Annotated in this window: 19 protein-coding genes; 7 read left to right on the forward strand and 12 right to left on the reverse strand. The window is 35.4% G+C overall.

The features are described 5' to 3' along the window. Positions 1–34 precede the first annotated feature (34 nt). Positions 35–1,621 (reverse strand): apolipoprotein N-acyltransferase, encoded by a 1,587-nt coding sequence (gene lnt, locus HN014_RS12745; protein ID WP_176029243.1) that lies wholly within the window; start codon positions 1,619–1,621, stop codon positions 35–37. A 466-nt stretch (positions 1,622–2,087) separates the two neighbouring features. On the opposite strand from lnt, the gene HN014_RS12750 reads away from it, so the two are divergent. Next, positions 2,088–2,843, forward strand: coding sequence for a phosphatidylcholine/phosphatidylserine synthase (locus tag HN014_RS12750; RefSeq protein WP_176029244.1), 756 nt, complete (start codon positions 2,088–2,090; stop codon positions 2,841–2,843). A gap of 17 nt (positions 2,844–2,860) precedes the next feature. Here the strand turns inward: HN014_RS12750 and lptB are convergent, their stop codons facing one another. From lptB to HN014_RS12770, 4 genes are all read right to left on the reverse strand, one after another. After that, entirely contained in the window at positions 2,861–3,601 is a 741-nt protein-coding gene (gene lptB, locus HN014_RS12755) for an LPS export ABC transporter ATP-binding protein (protein WP_176029245.1), read from the reverse strand. A 79-nt stretch (positions 3,602–3,680) separates the two neighbouring features. Then, positions 3,681–4,037, reverse strand: a complete 357-nt coding sequence (locus HN014_RS12760; protein ID WP_176029246.1) for a carboxymuconolactone decarboxylase family protein — start codon at positions 4,035–4,037, stop codon at positions 3,681–3,683. 3 nt (positions 4,038–4,040) lie between these two features. Continuing rightward, positions 4,041–4,841 (reverse strand): twin-arginine translocase subunit TatC, encoded by an 801-nt coding sequence (tatC, locus tag HN014_RS12765; protein ID WP_176031108.1) that lies wholly within the window; start codon positions 4,839–4,841, stop codon positions 4,041–4,043. Between the two features lie 76 nt (positions 4,842–4,917). Further along, positions 4,918–5,883, reverse strand: coding sequence for an SIS domain-containing protein (locus HN014_RS12770; protein WP_176029247.1), 966 nt, complete (start codon positions 5,881–5,883; stop codon positions 4,918–4,920). 216 nt (positions 5,884–6,099) lie between these two features. Here HN014_RS12770 and recQ point away from each other — a divergent pair, with 216 nt between their 5' ends. Next, positions 6,100–8,307 carry a DNA helicase RecQ gene (gene recQ, locus HN014_RS12775; protein WP_176029248.1) on the forward strand — a complete coding sequence of 736 codons (2,208 nt, stop codon included), beginning with the start codon at positions 6,100–6,102 and terminating at the stop codon, positions 8,305–8,307. Between the two features lie 176 nt (positions 8,308–8,483). Further along, positions 8,484–9,416, forward strand: coding sequence for a peptidylprolyl isomerase (locus tag HN014_RS12780; protein ID WP_176029249.1), 933 nt, complete (start codon positions 8,484–8,486; stop codon positions 9,414–9,416). 71 nt (positions 9,417–9,487) lie between these two features. Here the strand turns inward: HN014_RS12780 and HN014_RS12785 are convergent, their stop codons facing one another. From HN014_RS12785 to HN014_RS12800, 4 genes are all read right to left on the reverse strand, one after another. Continuing rightward, positions 9,488–10,048 carry a thioredoxin family protein gene (locus HN014_RS12785; protein WP_176029250.1) on the reverse strand — a complete coding sequence of 187 codons (561 nt, stop codon included), beginning with the start codon at positions 10,046–10,048 and terminating at the stop codon, positions 9,488–9,490. A 236-nt stretch (positions 10,049–10,284) separates the two neighbouring features. Beyond that, positions 10,285–12,795, reverse strand: coding sequence for a M14 family metallopeptidase (locus HN014_RS12790; RefSeq protein WP_176029251.1), 2,511 nt, complete (start codon positions 12,793–12,795; stop codon positions 10,285–10,287). 111 nt (positions 12,796–12,906) lie between these two features. Then, complete coding sequence (locus tag HN014_RS12795) at positions 12,907–13,296, reverse strand: PUR family DNA/RNA-binding protein (protein WP_176029252.1); 390 nt, start codon at positions 13,294–13,296, stop codon at positions 12,907–12,909. Positions 13,297–13,375: 79 nt separating this feature from the next. Beyond that, positions 13,376–15,133, reverse strand: coding sequence for an ABC transporter ATP-binding protein (locus HN014_RS12800; protein ID WP_176029253.1), 1,758 nt, complete (start codon positions 15,131–15,133; stop codon positions 13,376–13,378). Between the two features lie 140 nt (positions 15,134–15,273). Between HN014_RS12800 and HN014_RS12805 the strand changes: the two genes are divergently transcribed. The 4 genes from HN014_RS12805 to yajC all read left to right on the forward strand — a co-directional run bounded on the left by HN014_RS12805 (position 15,274) and on the right by yajC (position 18,245). After that, complete coding sequence (locus HN014_RS12805; protein WP_176029254.1) at positions 15,274–16,380, forward strand: Glu/Leu/Phe/Val dehydrogenase; 1,107 nt, start codon at positions 15,274–15,276, stop codon at positions 16,378–16,380. Between the two features lie 114 nt (positions 16,381–16,494). Continuing rightward, on the forward strand, positions 16,495–17,406 hold the full coding sequence (gene nusB, locus HN014_RS12810) for a transcription antitermination factor NusB (RefSeq protein ID WP_254883998.1): 912 nt from the start codon (positions 16,495–16,497) through the stop codon (positions 17,404–17,406). Between the two features lie 55 nt (positions 17,407–17,461). Beyond that, entirely contained in the window at positions 17,462–17,941 is a 480-nt protein-coding gene (locus tag HN014_RS12815; RefSeq protein WP_176029256.1) for a DUF1573 domain-containing protein, read from the forward strand. Between the two features lie 7 nt (positions 17,942–17,948). Further along, positions 17,949–18,245 (forward strand): preprotein translocase subunit YajC, encoded by a 297-nt coding sequence (gene yajC, locus HN014_RS12820; protein WP_176029257.1) that lies wholly within the window; start codon positions 17,949–17,951, stop codon positions 18,243–18,245. An 88-nt stretch (positions 18,246–18,333) separates the two neighbouring features. Here yajC and HN014_RS12825 read toward each other — a convergent pair whose 3' ends face one another. The 3 genes from HN014_RS12825 to HN014_RS12835 all read right to left on the reverse strand — a co-directional run bounded on the left by HN014_RS12825 (position 18,334) and on the right by HN014_RS12835 (position 21,788). Then, positions 18,334–19,212, reverse strand: a complete 879-nt coding sequence (locus HN014_RS12825; protein ID WP_176029258.1) for a mechanosensitive ion channel family protein — start codon at positions 19,210–19,212, stop codon at positions 18,334–18,336. A gap of 240 nt (positions 19,213–19,452) precedes the next feature. Then, on the reverse strand, positions 19,453–20,694 hold the full coding sequence (pepT, locus tag HN014_RS12830) for a peptidase T (protein ID WP_176029259.1): 1,242 nt from the start codon (positions 20,692–20,694) through the stop codon (positions 19,453–19,455). Positions 20,695–21,314: 620 nt separating this feature from the next. Then, positions 21,315–21,788 carry a nuclear transport factor 2 family protein gene (locus HN014_RS12835; protein WP_176029260.1) on the reverse strand — a complete coding sequence of 158 codons (474 nt, stop codon included), beginning with the start codon at positions 21,786–21,788 and terminating at the stop codon, positions 21,315–21,317. Position 21,789: the final 1 nt, after the last annotated feature.

Here is a 21,789-nt window from a genome sequence, read left to right on the forward strand (position 1 = left end):
TTTTCTGAAAGGAACTTATCGTTAATGAACGATGTTAGATGTTTAGCGGTTTTTTTCTTCGCGTGACAGAAAAGAGAAATATAAATAGTGTAAGAAACAATCCAATCCTGGGAATAAAGTTTCCGGTTTTAGCATAGAATGTTACCTCGTTATTTGTTTTGATGACACCTCTTAGGGCACCCTGTTTTTCATATGATAAGGAGTCTAGAACAATTCCTTTTTGGTTGATGAAAGCAGAAATTCCAGTATTAGCACTTCTGGCAATGCTTCTTCTGGTTTCTACAGCTCTTAATTTGGCATATGCCAGGTGTTGACGATGTCCTTCAGTATTGCCCCACCAGGCATCATTGGTGATAATTGCCAGAATGTTAGCCTGATTTCTTACATAGCCAGTAATAAATTCTCCATAGATACTTTCGTAGCAAATAATTGGAGCAATACCAAGACTATCTTTGGTAAAAAAGACCTCTCTTTCTTTTTGGGTAGTTTTTTTTGCTACAGTTCCTCCAAGATCAATCATTGCATCCCCTACAATTGGTTTCAGAATACTTTGATACGGGAAATTTTCGACCCCTACTACTAATTTTGTTTTATGATACAATTCTGTAGCGCCATCTGGGCGAACCCAAAAGGCAGAATTGTAGTCGTCATAAAAATCGTTTTCTCTAATAATGTTTGTCTGAGAATGAACTCTACGGGGATCTCTAAAGCGATCGTACATAGATATTCCTCCCAAAAAATGCGTTTTTTTGCTATTTTCAATAATTTTCTGTCCTGTATTTTTGGCAATAGAATAAGAAAACCTTTTGAGTTTATTATTATCTGCAAATACCGTTTCAGGGGCGATAACAGCATCAGTACTATCTGTAATTTTTTCTGTAGCTAACTTGTGCAATAAAGCACCTATTTTTTGATCGGTTGTATTGTATTTTTCGGTATAAGGATTAATATTTGGTTGTAAAACCACTAGCTCAATATCTTCTCCTTTCTCTTCATATGTGTAGAAGATAAGAAGTGAAATGCTTAGAGGGAGTATGATGAGTAGTCCGTTTTTTACAGCAGCTCGATACAAAATGGTTTTTTCCTGATATTTCTGAAATAAGAGGATGCTTTTAAAAATACTGATGTTGAGAATCCATACCCATAGAGTGCCTCCAAAAGTACCTGTGTATTCATACCATTGTATCCAGGAGATGAAGTCTGCAAAACCATTTCCCAGATTAAGCCATGGCCAGGAGAATTCCCAGTGTAAATGCATGTACTCAAAACTCATCCATAGGCAAATTAAAAACAAGGTACTTACTGTAAAGGTTGTTTTTTTTGCTACACCGTGATATATAAGGATAACAGTGGACATCAGTAAACTATTGGTGATGACAGCAATCCACATACCAAGGGCAGTCGAATTATAGATCCACCAGGTTGTTGCTATATTCCAGATAAAGAAGGATAAAAAGGAAAGTCCGAATATTTTTGCTTTTTTCATGTTGGCAGTCCGTAGCTGATACTCAGCAAGTAGTAAAGGAACGAAGCCGAAAAATAAGAAAATAGGAAAACCATAGGTTGGCCAGCTGATTGTCAGTAATACACCGGATAGAATTGCTAAAAGAATCTTTTTCACCCTAAAATATGTTTTAATCCCCTTCTGAGGAATACAGAAGGGTTTAAATTACAAACGAAAGTAAACTTATTTTGTGACAAAGTGAAGATGTGGAGTGCTAAAAAATAATGAAGAAATAAAAAAGAAGGTTAAGAAAGTTTTTTTAAAAGAAACGATGTGGTTGTATTGCGAACTGTTGGTTTGGTATGTTTTTTTTGAGGGATATAGTAAAAATAAAAAGATGGGTTTTACTTAGTGAATTTTGTTTTTGTATGATTTTTAGGGATATAAGTATTTAATGTTTACTTCATGACTTTTTGCCCAGATTGATATAATTGTAATCTCTTGAGATGTGTTCTGGAATTCAAAATTTGTTTCTAGTTGATGACCTATGTGTATGTACAGAAGAAGTTTATGGAGAATAGGCAAAATAATAGTAGGAATAGACTAAAATAGTTTACTATTTTTACACAAAATCCGGTTTGATATGTGGTTAAAAAAACAAGTTCCTAATGGTATTACATTGCTCAATTTATTGAGCGGTTCCATAGCAGTTATTTTTGCTGTTCAGGGGCACCTGGAATATGCAGCTTTTTTTGCGATGCTTGGGATATTCTTTGATTTTTTTGACGGGCTTGCTGCAAGATTACTCAATGCGCAGAGTGCTTTAGGATTACAATTAGATTCTTTGGCTGATATGGTCACCAGTGGAGTTGTACCGGGAATTGTGATGTATCAGTTATTAACTAAAGTATTTGGCAAACCTTTTTATGTAACACCTCCAACCTGGAATACAAATCAGGTATTTGCCAGTATAGATGCATCCTATTTTTCTTTACTGGGGTTGCTTGTTGTTTTGGCATCGGCATATCGATTGGCTAAATTTAATATTGATACGAGACAAACGACCTCTTTTATTGGGTTGCCTACTCCGGCAAATACGCTGTTGATCATTAGTTTACCTTTGATACTGAAATTTCAACATGAGGGATGGGTTGTTGCTATAATTCTTAATAAGTGGTTTTTGATAGCATTGACGTTGGTGAGTTGCTATTTGCTCAATGCAGAAATTCCTCTGTTTGCACTTAAGTTCAAAACGTGGAATATACAGGACAATAAAATCAGGTATGCATTTTTGGTGCTTACTATCGGTTTCATTGTCTGGTTGAAGTTTTTATCCATTCCCTGTATAATCCTTCTGTATGTAATCATGTCGCTGTTAGTCAAAACAGGTGACCGTTAATAAAATATACAAGTGCTCTAGAAGTCCAGTTTCTTTTTTCTAAGTTCAAAGTTTTGTCCGAGGTATACTTTTCTAACCATTTCATCTTCGGCTAATTCTTCTGGTACTCCAGCCTTGAGAATACTTCCTTCAAACATAAGGTAAGTGTGATCTGTGATGGCTAGGGTTTCCTGTACATTGTGATCAGTAATTAGAATACCTATGTTTTTGTTTTTTAATTGTGCTACAATACGCTGAATATCTTCTACCGCAACGGGATCTACTCCGGCAAAGGGTTCATCTAGAAGAATAAATTTGGGATCTGTAGCTAATGCCCGAGCAATCTCTGTTCTTCTTCGTTCTCCTCCGCTTAATAGATCACCTCTGTTTTTTCTGATATGCCCGAGACTGAATTCATCTATTAGAGATTCCATTTTGTGCAACTGCTCTTTTTTAGAGAGTTTAGTCAATTGTAATACGCTAAGGATATTATCTTCTATACTTAGTTTTCTAAAAACAGATGCTTCTTGTGCAAGATATCCGATTCCATTCTGCGCTCTTTTATACATAGGGAATTTGGTAATGTCTGTGCTATCCAGAGAAATTTTCCCACTATTGGGTTTTACCAACCCTACAATCATATAAAAAGAAGTTGTTTTTCCTGCTCCATTGGGACCTAGTAGTCCTACAATTTCTCCTTGGTTGACTTCCAGAGAGATTCCTTTTACTACTTTTCGACCTTTGTATGATTTGATTAAATTATCGGCTTTTAATTTCATAGTAGAATGACTTCTTTATTTTTAAAGCGTTGCTAAATTTGGATTGGTAAATGTATAATTTTCTTAACACATCAGAAATTTATGAAGAGGCTTCTTTCTTTTCTAATGCATCCCAGAATTCATATGCTTTTCTCAGATGTGGAATAACGATGGTTCCCCCTACCAATGTAGCAATGCTTAATGCTTCCATTACTTCTTCTTTGGATAAACCTTCTTTATAAGAAGTTTCGAGATGATATTTGACACAGTCATCACAGCGAAGAACCGCAGAGGCGACTAACCCTAAAAGTTCTTTTGTCTTTACATCCAGTGCTCCGGGCATATAGGCATTGGTGTCCAGATTAAAAATACGCTTGATAATTTTATTGTTGTCCTCGAGAATACGAGAATTCATTTTTTCTCGGTATGCATTAAATTCATCTACAATATCGCTCATGATTTATCTTGTTGTTAGAGAGGTGTTTTTTTCTTTTTTGATAACCATCTTGGTTATATAGATACTCGCTTCGTATAATATCAATACTGGGATTGCTACAATAATCTGACTCGCAATGTCAGGAGGTGTGATAATAGCGGATAATATAAGGACAATTACCAGGGCATATTTCCTATATTTTCTTAGGAACTCTGGAGTTACTAATCCGACTTTAGCCAGGAAATACATAATAACTGGTAACTCAAATATGAGTCCACAGGCGAGGACAGAAGCACGTAATAAAGCAATATAACTGTCAATATCAAATTCATTAATTACTTCTTTACTAACCTGATACCCTCCTAGGAAATTAATAGATAATGGAGTGATGATATAGTACCCAAAAAGTGCTCCCGTAAAAAATAAGGCAGAGCATACGATTATAAACCCTCGGGAGTGTTTGCGTTCATTGTCATACATAGCTGGAGCGACAAATTTCCAAAACTGATAAAGTACATACGGAAAGGCAATAATAAATCCAGCAGTGATAGAAGTCCATATATGTACGGAAAATTGCCCGGCTACTTTTCGACTCTGAACACTAAAAGGAAGCTCCTTGAAACACAAGCTTTCGTCTAATCCTAATAGCTTAGAAATTTTGCAAAGTCCTTTATATGTAGGGAAGTCCGCTTTTTTGGGACCGAAAACAATAACGTCAAAAATAAACTCTTTGGCAATAAAGGCAATAATACCTGCTATGAGCACAGCAGCAGTAGCTCTGATTAAATGCCATCGCAAATCCTCTAAATGATCCAGAAAAGACATAGTCTGAGGATTCTTTTTTGGGTTATTTTTCAATGTTTTATTTTTTTAAAATTAATAAGGTTAGACGCTTGGTGGTTTATAAGATACCCTCTCTCATCAGATCATGAATATGAACAATTCCACGATAGGTTCCGTCTTTTTCTGATAGCAAGTGAGAAATCCCAAATTCTTCCAGTTGTTCTAATGCATCAATCGCCATTGCATCATCATTGATGCATTTAGGAGAAGGAGACATGATTTGACTAGCTGTTAGTCCTTCAAAAGAACTGTTGTTTGTCAGCATTCTACGAAGGTCTCCATCAGTAATAATTCCAATGATTTTTCCATTGTCAGTAACTGCAGTAGCTCCTAATCTTTTTTCTGTCATCTCTACAATAATACTATTGACATTGGCATCATGAGATACCTGTGGTTTCTCATTTCCAGCAGTAATATCGCTTACACGTAGATATAATTTCTTCCCCAGAGTACCTCCCGGGTGATATTTAGCAAAATCCTTACTGGAAAACCCTTTGAGATTTAATAAGCAAACAGCCAGGGCATCTCCCATTACAAGTTGTGCAGTCGTACTGGTTGTGGGAGCCAGGTTATTAGGGCAAGCTTCTTTTTCTACATATGCGTGTAGTACATAGTCGGCATGTTCTCCCAGAAAAGATTGTTTGTTAGAAGTGATAGCGATTAACTTGTTTCCAAAGTTTTGAATTAAGGGAACCAGCACTTTTATTTCAGGGGTATTACCGCTTTTAGAGATGCAAATAACAATGTCATCTTTAAGGATGTTTCCCAGGTCACCGTGGATGGCGTCTGCAGCGTGCATAAATACCGCAGGGGTTCCTGTGGAGTTCATTGTAGCAACTATTTTAGAAGCGATAATGGCACTTTTACCAATTCCGGTAATGATAACTCTCCCTTGAGAATTGTGTATATTCTGAACCGCTTCAGAGAACTCGTTGTCAATCAGACTTTCCAGGTTAGAAATGGCTTGAGCTTCTTCAGAAATGGTTTTTTTGGCAAATGAAATTATAGTGTCCTGCGTATTCAAAATTTTTTAAAATTGCGTGTTATTAATTGAAGATTTTATTATCTTTAATAAATGCAAAGGTATGTAATACCTTATGAATTTTAAATATTGTCAAAAAAAAGGTTTATAATTATCTTTGACATGCTAAAAATAAAAAATTTAAGGATTCGTTAAGCCAATGTTTGGGGGAATAAAGGTTTAATGGCGGTAATTTATTGGAATATAAAATAGTGATCAATGAGTATGAGTGAAAATGACTTACAGGGAGCTTTAAAAAAGCACTTTGGCTTTAGTCAATTTAGAGGATTGCAAGAGAAGGTAATTAGAAGTATTCTGGATAAAGAGAATACATTTGTAATTATGCCTACAGGAGGAGGGAAGTCTCTCTGCTATCAATTACCTGCTATAATGAGTGATGGAACAGCCATTGTCGTTTCTCCTCTTATTGCTTTAATGAAAAATCAGGTAGATGCAATACGAAGTATTTCTTCAGAGTTTGGTATTGCACATGTTTTAAATTCATCATTAAATAAGTCTGAAATAAAAAGAGTGAAAGATGATATTGTCAATGGAGTAACCAAATTGCTTTATGTGGCACCGGAATCTTTGACAAAAGAAGAATATGTAGATTTTCTCAAAGAACAGAACATCTCATTTCTGGCAGTAGATGAAGCTCATTGTATTAGTGAGTGGGGACATGATTTTAGACCTGAGTACAGAAACCTTAGAAATATTATAAAGCGAATAGGGGAAGAAATTCCTATTATTGGCTTAACTGCGACAGCAACCCCCAAGGTGCAGGAGGATATTTTAAAGAATCTGGGAATTCATAATGCTAAAACATTTAAAGCCTCCTTTAACAGACCAAATCTATACTATGAAATCCGCCCGAAGACCAAGAATGTAGATGCTGATATTATTCGTTTTGTAAAACAAAATAGTGGTAAAAGTGGTATTGTTTATTGTCTGAGTAGAAAACGGGTAGAAGAACTGGCGCAGACCCTTGAAGTGAATGGGGTGAAAGCGGTTCCCTATCATGCAGGATTAGATGCCAAAACCAGGGCGAAACATCAGGATATGTTTCTGATGGAAGATACGGATGTTGTTGTGGCAACCATCGCCTTTGGAATGGGGATTGATAAACCAGATGTGCGATTTGTAATTCATCACGATATCCCAAAAAGCATCGAGAGCTATTATCAGGAAACTGGTCGTGCAGGAAGAGATGGAGGAGAAGGACATTGTCTGGCCTATTATTCGTATAAGGATATAGAGAAGCTAGAGAAGTTTATGAGTGGGAAACCTGTAGCGGAACAAGAAATAGGTCATGCACTCTTACAGGAAATGGTTGCTTTTGCAGAAACTTCAATTTCCCGAAGAAAGTTTATCCTTCATTATTTTGGAGAAGAATTTGATGAAGTGAATGGAGAAGGAGCTGATATGGATGATAATGTTCGTAATCCGAAGAAAAAGAATGAAGCAAAAGAAGAAGTAAAGACCTTATTGGAGGTTGTAGAAAAAACAGGAGAAATTTATAAATCTAAAGAGGTTGTGAATACCTTGATAGGGAAGAGTAATGCTCTGATTATCTCTCATAAAACGCATGAACAAGGCTTTTTTGGTTCTGGAAAATCCAAAGATGATAAATATTGGATGGCACTGATACGCCAGGTACTGGTAGCAGGTTATTTGAGAAAAGATATTGAAACATACGGAATTATTAAGGTTACTGATGCAGGGAAAGAATTCGTCAAGGGAGCTGAAAGTTTTATGATGACAGAAGATCATATTTATGATCAGGCAGCAGATGATACTGTAATTACTACGGCAAAAGCACTTAATAAAGGAGGAAGCGGAGATGCAAAATTAGTGGAGATTCTCAAAGATCTAAGAAAGAAAGTAGCAAAGAAGTTAGGAGTCCCGCCATTTGTAGTTTTTCAAGACCCTTCTCTGGAAGATATGGCATTGAAATACCCTATTTCTATCAGTGAATTGGCGAATGTTCATGGAGTAGGAGAAGGAAAAGCGAAGAAATATGGGAAAGAGTTTGTAGCTCTTATTGAAAAGTATGTCGAAGAGAATGATATAATGCGCCCGGATGATTTTGTGGTAAAAAGCACCGGAGCGAATAGCGGATTAAAACTGTATATTATCCAGAATGTGGATAGGAAGTTGCCATTGGATGATATTGCTGGGGCTAAAGGGATGGAAATGGATGATTTTATTAAGGAGATGGAAGCAATTGTCTATAGTGGGACTAAACTAAATATAGATTACTGGATTGATGAAATATTAGATGAAGATCAGCAAGAAGAGATTCATGAGTATTTCCTGGAAGCGGAAAATGATAAGATTGATGATGCATTGGATGAGTTTGACGGAGACTATGATGATGAAGAGCTTCGATTGTATCGTATTAAATTTATTAGTGAAGTCGCTAATTGATAGTAAGATAAAACAACAAAGAAAGAAGAGGCTGTTTCTGTATTAGAGACAGCTTCTTTTGTTTTATTAGAGTTCTTTTGGATAAAGAAGTTTATTGAGGTAAAATATTCGATAATCGAGAGGCAATTAAGTATCTTTGTGCTTTAAAAATATAAAAAGCTAAAAAAGACGCTGTTATGCAAGACGGATTATACGCAAAATTTAATACATCAAAAGGAAGTATTCTGGTTAATTTGGAGTTCGAAAAAACCCCGGGAACAGTAGGAAACTTTGTAGGATTGGCAGAAGGGAACTTAGAAAATGAAGCAATTCCTCAAGGAAAACCATATTATGATGGATTGAAGTTTCATAGAGTAATTGCAGATTTTATGATTCAGGGAGGAGATCCACAAGGAACAGGTGCTGGTGGTCCAGGATATAACTTTGATGATGAGATTCATGACGACTTAAAACACGATGGACCAGGAGTGCTTTCTATGGCCAATGCAGGACCAGGAACTAATGGAAGTCAGTTCTTTATTACACATGTAGCGACTCCTTGGTTAGACGGAAAACATACAGTATTCGGAAAGGTAGTAGAAGGACAGGATATAGTTGATACAATTGCACAAGGTGATGAGATTACATCGATAGAAATCCAGCGTGTAGGAGCAGGAGCAGAAGCGTTTAATGCAGTTGAATCATTTAGACAATTTAATGGAGCAAAGGCAGAAAGAGAAGCTGCTGCAAAGAAAAAAGCAGAACAACTATTAGAAGAAATAGCTGTAGGTTTTGAAAAAACAGAAAGCGGTCTTAGGTATAAGATTACTGAAAAAGGAGCTGGAGTAAAAGCAGAAAAAGGAAAGACTGTTTCTGTGCATTATAAAGGAAGTTTAGTAGATGGAACTGTTTTCGATTCTTCCTATAAAAGAAACCAGCCAATTGATTTTCCTCTTGGACAAGGACATGTGATTCAGGGATGGGATGAAGGAATTTCATTATTGCAGGTTGGTGATAAAGCTAGTTTTGTAATTCCTCCACATATGGGATATGGTGAACGAGGTGCAGGAGGAGTAATTCCACCAAATGCAACACTTGTTTTTGATGTAGAGCTAGTAGATGTAAAATAATTTTTAAAACAGCATAAAAAAAACGTCTTTAGCTTTGCTAAAGACGTTTTTTTTATTAGTATAAAGTCTTTTTATTGTTCTTTCCATTTAATATTGCACCCAATACTCGGTTTCTGTAGATCACTTACTTTACTGTTTCTAAGGACAGCATCCAATGCTTCTCTGAGATCTCTTCCATTTACCGGAATCCCATTCCCGGGTCGGGAATCATCTAATTGTCCTCTGTAGATAAGGTGTAAGTTGGCATCAAAAAGGTAGAAATCGGGTGTGCAGGCTGCATCATATGCTTTGGCTACTTCCTGAGTCTCATCGAATAAGTAGGGAAAGGTGTATTTGTTTTTTTGAGCATGTTTCCACATTTTATCCGGAGCATCATCCGGATATTTTTCTATGTCATTGCTGCTAATTGCTATAAAACCAAATCCCTGAGACCTGTAATCATTGGCAATTCGAACTATTTCTTCATTCACGTGAATTACAAACGGGCAGTGATTGCAGATAAACATAATTACCGTTCCTTTTTCTCCTTTGATTTGTTCCAGAGCTACAGTATTGTTGGTGACGGTATCTACCAAAGAAAAATCAGGAGCAACTGTTCCAAGAGGAAGCATATTAGAAGGTGTTCTGGCCATAATAAATGAAATTTCTTAATCCTATTAAATGTTCTAACTAGGTTAGTGTTTAAAAATGGTAATTAGTTACAAGTGTACAGGTGACTATCGTTTGTTTTCTCTGTCAAAAATAAAGAAATCATACGTTTATTTTAGTAAGTTTCGTTATTAAGTAATAGCGAATGCCTGAAAGTTTATATCGAATTTAAAGCATATACTAGCCATATGAGAGCGTAATGTTATTATCCTTTCGTTGCTTACATAATATTCCCAAAAAAGATAGCGTTCATTAATAACTTGTTGGTTCCGTACCAAAATGCTCTAAAATTAGTATTATCAGTAAAGAGTAATACATTTCCTTTTCCTGAGTTTTGGTGTCTGAAAGCAACTGTATTTTTTATAGATGCTAGATTGTCCTTGTTGATATATCCACTTAGTAGAGGTTTACTGGTGTACTGAATAGGGTTTTTATAACCGTATGTAGTAGGTTTAATGAATAAAGTGGTATTTTTAAACAATGCGATATTTTCGTTAGTATATCCAAAGTTAATAGGATGAGAACGATCAATTTTAGCATTAAAAATGGCTCCTCCAATTCTTTTAGCACCATAAAAGTCGGCTCTTTCTTCAAATGTAACATCAGTTGCCTTTATTTCTGGTTTATTGTATTCAATATTCATGAATTCATGATTTTTAAAGAAATTAGCCACATTTCTATATCCGATTAAATTTCCTCCTGCATGTACCCATGATTTTAACTTGCTGATCATTTCTTTGTCAAAAACAGTACCTCTGGTATTGCACATGATAATATGAGTGTACTTTGATAAATCCCTGTATTGAATGTGTTCAGTGTCTAATTTGGTAATTGGAATATCATATCGCTGATCCATTAGATGCCAGATTTCTCCAGCGTCATAAGATGTAATTCCCTGACCGGTTAGTAATGCGATCTTAGGAAGGAAAAGTGTCTTGAATTGGTTACTCCCCAGATCGATTCCTTGTGTAAGACCTGTTGAAACTGCTGTGATATCAATGTGATTTGAAGATGAGACAGTCTGAAGTAGCTGATGTAGTTCTTCTTGATGTGCTCTTTGATTTTGAACGGGGATTAGGAGTGTGCCATAATCGTATTTTTTGCCTTCCAGGGAAAAAGGTTTCATTCCTACTTTTACGCGTATTCCTTTTGATAATAGTTGGTATAGTGCCTTAGGGGTATAATATTCATGCCACTCCATCAGGTAGGCATACTGACTATTGCTTACTTTTTTAGGATTTCTGGGGCGTAAATCTGTGATTTCAGGTCCCATATGAGAAGAAGCATTCTCATTGAAATTTAGATTAAAAGCTAATGGGAAATTCCAGGCAGAGACATCGTAAAAAAGGCTATCGGTAAAAGAAGTTCTTTTCTCGAAGATAGCTTCAATAACCTTACGTTGTCTCTGGTTTTTAGGAACGATGTAGCTATATCCTTTTTTGTACGCTTTTCCTTTACTGGAAAAGTCATTTTTTACATCATATATTTTTACCTGATGTCTTTTTAGTATTTCTGCCAGGTGATATGCAGAAGCAGCATCTTTTTCACTTCCAAAAACATAAGATTGGTTGTTTTTTGTTTTTCGTATGTCGTTGTAAAAATCCCTTTGGTATGCCAGTAATTCTTTTCTCATTGATTTTGCAGCTTCGAGAGTGGATAAGGCAGTAATAAACTGGTTTCGTATCGTAAAAGGGAAGGTGAGGATTCCATTTTGGGTTTTTTGTGCATGACCTCTGGAACTTCCTTGTTCAAACAAGATACCGACTCCTCCATTAATATCGGGAAAGGTAGATCCCTTGCCGTAATAAAAATCATCAAAGTTTTCTTCGGTAAAATATAAAGATCCTATTTTATCAAGTGCGTTCGCATGGAAATTTCCTATTTTCTTAGTTAGCTCCTGGTTTAGTTTAGGGGTTAACGGGTGCGTTCTTGATTGAACTCCTGGTTGAAAGAAAAAGGTACTATTAGGTCCCATTTCATGATGATCTGTAAGGATATTAGGGTACCATTGATGAAATGTGTGTATACGTGCTTTGGATTCTGGTAGCTGTACAGGAAGCCAGTCTCTGTTCATATCAAACCAATAATGGTTGGTTCTTCCTCCAGGCCATATCTCGCTGTATTCACGGTCCTGAGGGTCTGTACTGATGTTTTTGCTTTTATTGGTATTTGCCCAGTAGGCGAATCGTTGGATTCCGTCAGGGTTTAAAGCAGGATCAAATAAAACAACAACATTGTCGAGTAACTGGTTTATTTTTTCTCCCTCTCCGGCAGCCAGATAATAAGCAACTAATAAAGCAGCATTTGTTCCACTGGGTTCATTTCCATGGATAGAAAATCCCTGATATACAACAGCAGGCATGTTTTCAATAGCTAATGAATATGCGTTTTTTTCGGTTAGCTGTCGGTGTTCTTTTTGTATTTTAGAAAGTTGTTGTTGGTTTTTCTCAGCAGTAATGGTAAGTAAAATAAGCGGTCTGTCTTCATAGGTGTGTCCCCTGTTTTCAAGATGTACTCTTGGAGACGCTTTTGCTAATGCAGTCATATACTGGATGAGTTTATCGTGAGTGACATGCCACTTTCCAGGAACATAACCAAGTACACTTTGAGGAGTAGGGATATTTGGATTATAAGAAATATCACCGGGTAGATAGTAATCTAAAGAAATTTTCTCCTGTGAATATACTAGGAAATTGATTATAAGGAGTATAATCGTAAAACAGTGTTTCATTTTCTTTGATTTGCGTGTTCGTAATAGTTTATTGAGTAGGGAAGATAAAAAAAACCGCTTCATTAATTGAAGCGGTCCTTGGAATTTAACTTAAGCTTAAGTTTATTCTTTTTAAATATCCTCGAAATTTATATCTGTAAATTCCCCGGCGGATGCTTCAACTTTTTCGTTGTTATTACTGTAAGAAGATGTTTCATATGATTTTTGATAATCCTTCTGATGTCTTTCGCTGATAACTTCTTCACCTTTTTCATTAATAACATAAGAAGTCATTTCGTTTAATATATCTGTAAAGCCAGCAAAGTCTTCTTTGTATAAATATATCTTATGTTTTTTATAGTGAAAAGAGCCATCATCGTTAGTAAATTTCTTACTTTCCGTTATTGTCAAGTAATAATCACCAGCTTTGGTGGATCTTACATCAAAGAAATATGTTCTTCTTCCTGCTCGTAAAACCTTTGAAAAAATTTCCTCTTTTTCCATCATTTCATTATCGCTCATAATCCTTATTTCTTAATTGATTAATTATAATTGAGTGAATTCAAAAATCCAAAAAAATTGTTAATCATACAACTAATTATCAATTTTCTTTTTCACTTAGTTGTTTTAAATACAAATTTTTATAGTATCCTTCTGTGGTTATTAGTTGGTTATGAGTGCCTTGTTGGATTATTTGACCATCTTCCAAAACGATAATTTTATCAGTGTTTTTTGCTGTAGAAACCCTATGTGTAACAATAAAAGCTGTTTTATTTTTAGAAATTTTATTAAGATTATGAAGAATTTGTTCTTCAGTTTCAGTGTCTACAGCAGATAAACAATCATCAAAAAGAAGGATTGTAGGATCTTTTATAATAGCTCGTGCAATAGATACTCGTTGTTTCTGTCCTCCGGATAATGTGATCCCTCTTTCTCCTAATACAGTTTCATATCCTTCTTTGAAATTAATGATGTTTTTATGGACCGAAGCACTTTTTGCAGCTTCATAAACTTCTTGATCCGTAGCTTCTTCCTTTCCGAATTTAATGTTGTTTTTTATGGTGTCACTAAATAAAAATGAATCCTGAGGGACATACCCCATATTTTTTCTGAGTTCCTCTAAATTCATTGATTTTAGGGGAGTGTTGTTGATAAGAATGTCTCCCTGAATCACGTCATAGGATCGACCGATAAGATTTAAAATAGTAGATTTTCCAGAGCCTGTTTTTCCGATAATCGCAATTGTTTCTCCTTTTTTAGCTTCGAAACTTATATTTTTTAAGGCGGTAATATTAGTGTCTTCATAGGTGAATGATACATTTTTGAAAACAATATTTCCTTCAACAGGAGTATGAGAAGAAACTGTATTGACGATTTCAGGTTTCTCATTTAAGAATTCGTTTATCCGAACCTGAGAAGCTTCAGCTTGTTGTATAATTGAGGTGACCCAGCCGACTGTTGCTACAGGCCAGGTAAGCATATTTACAAACATGATGAACTCCACAATGATACCAAAATCTTTGATTGTCCCGTTGACAAACTGATTTCCTCCAATAAAAATAACCAAAAGGTTACTGACTCCAATTAATAGAATCATCATCGGAAAAAACAAAGCTTGTACTTTGACCAGATCAATGTGTTTGTCTTTACTGGTATTTGCTAGTTTAGAGAACCGTTCCTGAGTTTGTTCTTCCAGTCCGTATGCTTTGATAACAGAAATCCCACTAAACGATTCCTGAGTATAAGTGGTAAGCTTAGATAAAAATTGCTGTACCAATGTACTTCGTTTATGTATAGAAACACTTAGTTTGTAAATGGCAATAGATAAGATAGGAAGCGGTGCTATTGTGTATAATGTTAGTTGTGGAGCAATACTAAACATATAACTAATTACTACGACAAATAAAGTGATTGTATTGATACTGTACATTAGAGCTGGTCCTAGATACATTCTTACTTTAGAAACATCTTCACTAATACGGTTCATAAGATCTCCGGTACGGTTTTTTTTGTAAAAGTTGACAGAGAGTTGTTGGTATTGCCGGAAAATTTCATTTTTTAGGTCAGCTTCTATGAACCTGGATACGACAATAAAGGTTTGGCGCATGAGAAATGTAAAAAAGGCTGTAATAAGAACAGACCCCAGAATAAAAAGGATATTGAGAATGAGTTTTTCTTTGACAACTTCAATGTCGGTGACGGAGTTATTTATGTATTGCTCGACAATATCTACGGAATCTCCTACAAATTTAGGAACAGCAATAGCAAAGAAACGAGCAATAACTGTGATGATTACCCCTACTAAAAGGCGGTATTTATATTTGAAAAAATACTTGTTTAAATGGCGTAATGCACGCATAAATCAGCTTCGTTGAAAATGAGTATAAATTAGTGAATTCTTAAAATTTAACTATCTAAAATAGTGTTTTTGTAAAATTACATTATTTTTGACCCTAAAATTTGATTATTGTATAATAATAACATAAAAAACATTTAAAGATGATAACTGAAATACTTACTGCAGATCAGCTAAAGAAAGAGGCTCCTGTTTTTGGGCAACTTTCTTTTAATGATCATGAACAAGTTGTTTTCTGTCAAGACAAAGATACAGGATTAAAGGCAATAATTGGAGTGCATAATACTGTTTTAGGACCAGCTCTAGGAGGAACGAGAATGTATGATTATAAGACAGAGTGGGATGCATTAAATGATGTTCTGAGATTGTCGAGAGGAATGACCTATAAATCTGCAATAACAGGGTTAAACCTGGGAGGGGGAAAAGCAGTTATCATCGGGGATCCTAAAAAATTGAAAACGCCTGAGTTGATGAAGCGTTTTGGTAAATTTGTTCATACTCTGGGGGGTAAGTATTATACAGCAGAAGATGTAGGAATGGAAACATCTGATATGGATACAGTAAGAGAGGTTACTCCTTATGTTACAGGTATTTCTGAGTCAAAAGGAGGAGCAGGAAACCCATCTCCTGTTACTGCCTATGGAGTGTATATGGGGATGAAGGCTACCGCAAAGTATACTTACGGGAAAGATGATTTAGCAGGTAAGAGAATAATAGTACAGGGAATTGGGCATGTAGGAGAAGAGCTTGTTCGTCTGGCATCAGAAGAAGGAGCGAAAGTTATTATTAGTGATATTAATGAAGAGCGATTAGAAGCTGTTAGTACTAAGTACGGAGCTGAAATTTACAGAGGGAATGATTTGTATTCGGAAGTAGCAGATATTTACGCTCCATGCGCATTAGGAGCAACGATCAATGACGAAACAATTAATAAATTACAAGTGAAAATTGTTGCCGGAGCAGCAAATAACCAGTTAGCAAACGAGAACATTCATGGGGCTTTATTGCAGGAAAAAGGAATTGTATATGCTCCTGATTTCTTGATTAATGCCGGAGGAATTATCAATGTATATGCTGAGATTGCAGGGTATGGAAGAGATCAGATAATGACTAAAACGGAGAATATTTATAATACTACGCTGGAGATACTGGCAAAAGCAGAAGAAACAAATGTTTCTACCCATGTTGCGGCATTAACGATAGCTGAAGAAAGAATCGCAACGAGAAAAAAAGAAACTTTAGGCGAGTAGTTTAAAAATAATAGTATTTTTGCAGAGCGAAAGTGAAATGTACTTTCGCTCTTTTTATTTATTGTTCTTTGTAATTTTTATATGCTAACTAGAAGACATATTCGAGTAAAAGTAATGCAGTCACTCTATTCAATGGAGCAGGCTCAGAGTGATAATCTGGATAAGGAAGAGAAATTCTTATTGTTCAGTATTGATCAGATGTATGAATTATTTCTAATCAATCTTCAGCTATTGGTAGAGATTAGAAAACACGGGGCGGATTTCTTGTCTAAAAGCCAGCGAAAATACCTGGCGACCTCAGAAGAAAAAAATCCTAATTTAAAGTTTATAAATAATAAAGTCTTGTTATTGCTGGAGGACAATGAGCAATTGCAAAGTGAAATCGAAAAGAAAAAGCTTAATTGCTGGGATTTGGACGATGAATATGTAGCAATTCTTTGGAGAGATATTCTGGGAAGTACACGATATGCTAAGTATATGAGTACTAAAGAGTCCTCTTTTAAAGAGGATAAAGAATTTATAATTGATATCTTTAAAGAAATTATTGCGCCTAATGAAAAACTATATGAATATATAGAGGATAAAAAATTAACCTGGATTGATGATTTGCCGCTGGTCAATACAGCGATCGTAAAGATGTTGAAGAAGGTGAAAGAATCTCATGATGCATCTATGATACTTCCTAGTTTGTACAAAGATATGGAGGATAGGAAATTTGCGGTGGATATTTTTAGAAAGACAAAACTGAATGGTGCAGAATTTTCCAAAGAAATAGAAGGGAGAACTCCTAATTGGGATAAAGACAGAATTGCAGAGCTTGATAAAGCGATTATTCAGATGGGGATATGTGAGTTTGTTAAGTTTCCTTCGATCCCGGTAAAAGTAACAATTAATGAATATCTGGAGATCGCAAAAGAATACAGTACTCCTAAGAGTAGCGTTTTTATAAATGGGATCTTAGATAAGATATCCAAAGAGTATAAGGAAAGCGATAAGCTGAATAAAGTGGGTAGGGGACTCATGTAGTTAGGAATTAAAAAAAATAGTATTTTTATCAAAAATTAATTAAAAAAACCAAGAAATGAAAAATGGAATCTTAATTTTAGCAGGTGTTTTGGCTATGACTTTTGTGTCTTGTAAAGAAGATGCTTCTAAGAAAGTAAAAGAAGAAAGTGTAGATATGGCCGCAGAAAGAGATGCGAAGAATACAGAGTTTCCTGTAATGACTTTTGCAGAAACAGAATTTGACTTCGGAACCATCAATGAAGGAGATGTTGTAGATCATACATTTAAATTTACAAACACAGGAAAAGCTCCGCTAGTAATCGTAAATGCAAAAGGGAGCTGTGGTTGTACAGTACCTAGCTATTCTAAAGACCCAATTGCTCCAGGTGAAACAGGAGAGTTGTTAGTGAAGTTTAACTCTAATGGAAAACCAAACCAGCAAAATAAGCAGGTAACGATTACAGCAAATACAGAAGCAGGAAAAGAAATTATAAAAATCAAAGCTTTAGTAACGCCAAAAGCTAAACCAGTAAGCGGAACGCCAGTAAGCGAATAATATATTTATGGAACAACTTCAGAGCTTTGCTCCTTTTATTTTGATCTTTGTAGTGATGTATTTCTTTATGATACGTCCACAGATGCAAAAAGCTAAGAAGGAGAAAAAATTTACGGAAGCCTTAAAAAAAGGAGATCGCGTTATTACGAAAAGTGGTCTGCATGGTAAGGTTTTCGATTTCAGCGAAAAATCAAATGCTGTCATTATAGAAACAGGATCAGGAAAATTGACCTTTGACAAGTCTGCAATATCTTTTGAGATGAGTCAGAAGTTGAATGCTCCTGCCGATACAAAGAAAAAGTAGTATTACTTACCTACTTTATTAAGAAAAAACGCAATAAACAGTTTGATGTTTATTGCGTTTTTTTATGTTGTATTTATTAGTAGGGTATTTATGATTTCATAGTTACAATACGTTGAGGTAATGGAGCTTCATAACTTTGTTCTCCTAATGCTTCTACAATTTTCTGTCTGGTGTCCCAGTATACGTCCCAGTAATCTTCACAGGTGGAATATGGCAGGGCTAATAACTCTACCCCATTCGCACCTAAGTTATTTACGGCAACTCTTGGTGCTGGGTCCTTTAATACGTTTTTATCAGCCTGCAAAACGTCTAAGACAATCTGTTTTGCTTTTTTGATATCAGTGCCGTACTGAATTCCAAATGGCATATCTACACGTAAGTTTCCTTTGGTGCTTAGGTTGGTAATCGTTCCTGCTGTAATAGCGCCGTTAGGTATGATTTCCGTTTTGTTCTGAAAGGTTTCTAATATCGTTACAAAAATGGAGATTTCCTTTACAAAACCAAGTTTTCCTTCTGTTTCAATAAGATCTCCTACTTTAAAAGGTCTGAAAATCAAAATCATTACTCCTGCTGCCATATGACCTAAAGAACCGTTGAAAGCACCTCCTATAGCTAATCCTATCGCTGCTAATAAGGCAGCAAAGGTAGCTGTTGGAATACCGACAATTCCTGCAATAGAAATAAAAAGAAGTAGTTTTAAAATAAAATTGACAAGTGTAACAAGAAAAGGTTTAAGAGTTTGGTCTATATTGCTTTTGTTGAAAGCTTTTTTTACAGCTTTCATTACCATTTTGATGATCCATAGACCAATGATCAGCGCGATGATTCCTCCAACTATTTTTAATCCGTATTGGCCAATGCCTTCTTGGATTGAGTTAAAAAAACCTCCCAGAGAATCTAAAATAGTTCCTCCTGCTTCTGTGGTAGCCGTTACGGCTGTATCCACAACTTTTTCAGATGTTTGCATAATTTATTTTTATGTTATGTGTTAATATTGTTAAAATTAAGATATAAAAAATATGACAGAAAAGGAAGGAGGGGAATTAGAAAGCTGTTATGAGATAAGAAACCTTTTTTTTCGATGAAGTGTTAACTGATTTATGTAATAATGACGTTATATCCAGTTTCTTAAATAAAAAAAACCTGTTTCCTGATGAAAAAATAAGGAAACAGGTGATAGAAAATTCTTTCTTTTTTTAAGTGAGACTTAGCTGTTTTTAGTAGCTGTAATTTCTGCGATTTTTACGATTACTGCTACAGCTTTAATCATACTTTCTACAGGCACATACTCATAACGCCCGTGAAAGTTGTGACCTCCTGCAAAAATATTGGGACAAGGCAATCCCATAAAACTTAATTGAGACCCATCTGTACCTCCTCTTATAGGTTTTATGATAGGAGTAATGTCTAATGATTTCATTGCTTCTTCAGCAATATCTACAATATGCATTACCGGTTCTACCTTTTCTCGCATGTTGTAATACTGATCTTTAATCACAGCTGTAACAGTAGCTGCTCCGTGTTTTTTGTTAAGCGTTTCAACAACGTCCTCTATTGTTTTTTTTCGCGCTTCGAATTTAGTTTTGTCGTGATCTCTTATGATGTAGTGTAGGGTAGTTTCTTCAACTTTTCCCGAAGTTTGGTATAGATGAAAAAAGCCTTCTCTGCCACTGGTGTGCTCGGGAGTTTCCAGCTTCGGTAATGAATTGATGAACTCCTGTGCAATATACATGCTGTTAATCATTTTTCCTTTGGCATAGCCAGGGTGGACAATTTTACCTTTGATAGTAATGACGGCTCCTGCAGCATTGAAATTCTCGTATTCCAATTCTCCGATTTGACTTCCGTCCATTGTGTATGCCCAGGAAGCGTTGAATTTTTCGACATCAAATTTATGTGCGCCTCTTCCGATTTCTTCATCAGGAGTAAATCCGATTCGTATTGTTCCGTGTTTGATCTCAGGATGTTGAATCAGGTATTCCATAGCCGTGATAATTTCTGTAATTCCGGCTTTGTCATCTGCTCCTAATAAAGTTGTTCCATCCGTAGTGATCAATGTTTGTCCTACATATTGTTTCAGATCTTCGAAATAATCAGGAGAGAGAACAATGTTGTTCTCTTTGTTTAATAAAATGTCTTTTCCGTCATAATTCTCTACAATTTGTGGGTTTACATTAGCACCTGTAAAATCAGGAGAAGTGTCAAAATGAGAAATAAACCCTATGGTAGGAACTTCATGAGATACATTGGATGGTAGTGTAGCCATGATATATGCATTTTCGTCAATAGAGACATCTTCTAGTCCGATATCTTTTAATTCCTGAACGAGTTGGTTGGCTAAATCCCATTGTTTTTCTGTACTGGGAGTAGTGTCACTGTTAGGATCACTTTCTGTATCTACTGTAACATAACTGATAAAACGCTGGGTGATATGTGATTTGGAAATCATATGTGTATAATAATATGGTATTGAACTCCAAAAATAAAATTATGTTTAGACTTTACCTGACATAAGTGAAGAATTATAATGAGAAGTTGTCTTTTTAATAGAATAATAGCTAAAAAAAAGCCCGAAAAAGAATGCTTATGAGAATCGTGTCATAATTTTTTTAGCTATAGCAACAAAGAATAAAGCTAACGGGTATGTAATTATAAATTTGTAAAAAAATAAAGAAACCCAGTTTTGAAATAGCTCCTGTTGAAGTAAAGGAGTTTTGATGATGGTAATGATCGCATTTATAGCACAAAGAGGAGAGGCTACAAGTAAAACAAATAGTAAGTTTTTTGAATAACTTCTAAAAACATTCATAATCCGGTTCATAGGTGCTTGAAGATTGTAGTTTTTGTGCTAATGGTTGATGGTGTTCGGGAGAAGTAGTCTAATGATTAAGCCCTTCCTGAGATTGAGATATCATCAGAAGGTAGTAGTCTTCAGATGTTGTTTTTTTGTGACAATTTTTTTAATAAAATCAGCTTGTTTCAGAAGTAAGTTCCTGACTTTTTTGAACCAGGAAGGAAAAATATTTTTCCTTCCTGATTTGGGTGATGCTGGACAATTATTGAGGCTATTTATTTTTGACTTGCCTGTAAGAAAGAAGCGGAGTCCTCAAAAAAGCGATACGTTGCTATTTTTCCATTTTCTACCTCACACATGAGTACCCAGTCACTTTTGAATAATTTATCGGTAGCCTTTACTTTATGAATAAAACTACCCTGAGCAAAAGCGATAGCATCTTCACTAATAATGTGGTGTATCTGGAAATCTTTTGTTTCAAAGGTGCTAGCAAGAATGTGTAAGAATTTTTGAACTCCTTTATGACCAGTGAATGTTCCATAGAGGTCGGCGCCTTTTATTCCGTTTTCATTGATAGAGATGATTTTTGCATCTTTGGCAAAGTCAGAAAGAATACCGTCTTCATCTCCATGGCTAAAATGTGTAAAAAATGAATTGATAACTTCCTTGCTGGAACGCTGAGGTTTTGGATTGGATTGTGCAACTACCGTATAGCTGATCAAAGAGAGTAAAAAGATTAATATTTTCATA

The organism is Aquimarina sp. TRL1, assembly GCF_013365535.1.
Taxonomy (GTDB): domain Bacteria; phylum Bacteroidota; class Bacteroidia; order Flavobacteriales; family Flavobacteriaceae; genus Aquimarina; species Aquimarina hainanensis.

Excerpts from the sequence above, each read along its gene's own strand:
- tatC (WP_176031108.1), bottom strand. The coding sequence starts at position 4,841 with ATGTCTTTTCTGGATCATTTAGAGGATTTGCGATGGCATTTAATCAGA.
- nusB (WP_254883998.1), top strand. The coding sequence starts at position 16,495 with ATGCAGTCACTCTATTCAATGGAGCAGGCTCAGAGTGATAATCTGGAT.
- HN014_RS12815 (WP_176029256.1), top strand. The coding sequence starts at position 17,462 with ATGAAAAATGGAATCTTAATTTTAGCAGGTGTTTTGGCTATGACTTTT.
- HN014_RS12835 (WP_176029260.1), bottom strand. The coding sequence starts at position 21,788 with ATGAAAATATTAATCTTTTTACTCTCTTTGATCAGCTATACGGTAGTT.
- HN014_RS12795 (WP_176029252.1), bottom strand. The coding sequence starts at position 13,296 with ATGAGCGATAATGAAATGATGGAAAAAGAGGAAATTTTTTCAAAGGTT.
- HN014_RS12825 (WP_176029258.1), bottom strand. The coding sequence starts at position 19,212 with ATGCAAACATCTGAAAAAGTTGTGGATACAGCCGTAACGGCTACCACA.
- HN014_RS12780 (WP_176029249.1), top strand. The coding sequence starts at position 8,484 with ATGCAAGACGGATTATACGCAAAATTTAATACATCAAAAGGAAGTATT.
- yajC (WP_176029257.1), top strand. The coding sequence starts at position 17,949 with ATGGAACAACTTCAGAGCTTTGCTCCTTTTATTTTGATCTTTGTAGTG.
- pepT (WP_176029259.1), bottom strand. The coding sequence starts at position 20,694 with ATGATTTCCAAATCACATATCACCCAGCGTTTTATCAGTTATGTTACA.
- lptB (WP_176029245.1), bottom strand. The coding sequence starts at position 3,601 with ATGAAATTAAAAGCCGATAATTTAATCAAATCATACAAAGGTCGAAAA.
- HN014_RS12760 (WP_176029246.1), bottom strand. The coding sequence starts at position 4,037 with ATGAGCGATATTGTAGATGAATTTAATGCATACCGAGAAAAAATGAAT.
- recQ (WP_176029248.1), top strand. The coding sequence starts at position 6,100 with ATGAGTATGAGTGAAAATGACTTACAGGGAGCTTTAAAAAAGCACTTT.
- HN014_RS12750 (WP_176029244.1), top strand. The coding sequence starts at position 2,088 with ATGTGGTTAAAAAAACAAGTTCCTAATGGTATTACATTGCTCAATTTA.
- HN014_RS12800 (WP_176029253.1), bottom strand. The coding sequence starts at position 15,133 with ATGCGTGCATTACGCCATTTAAACAAGTATTTTTTCAAATATAAATAC.
- HN014_RS12805 (WP_176029254.1), top strand. The coding sequence starts at position 15,274 with ATGATAACTGAAATACTTACTGCAGATCAGCTAAAGAAAGAGGCTCCT.
- HN014_RS12785 (WP_176029250.1), bottom strand. The coding sequence starts at position 10,048 with ATGGCCAGAACACCTTCTAATATGCTTCCTCTTGGAACAGTTGCTCCT.
- HN014_RS12790 (WP_176029251.1), bottom strand. The coding sequence starts at position 12,795 with ATGAAACACTGTTTTACGATTATACTCCTTATAATCAATTTCCTAGTA.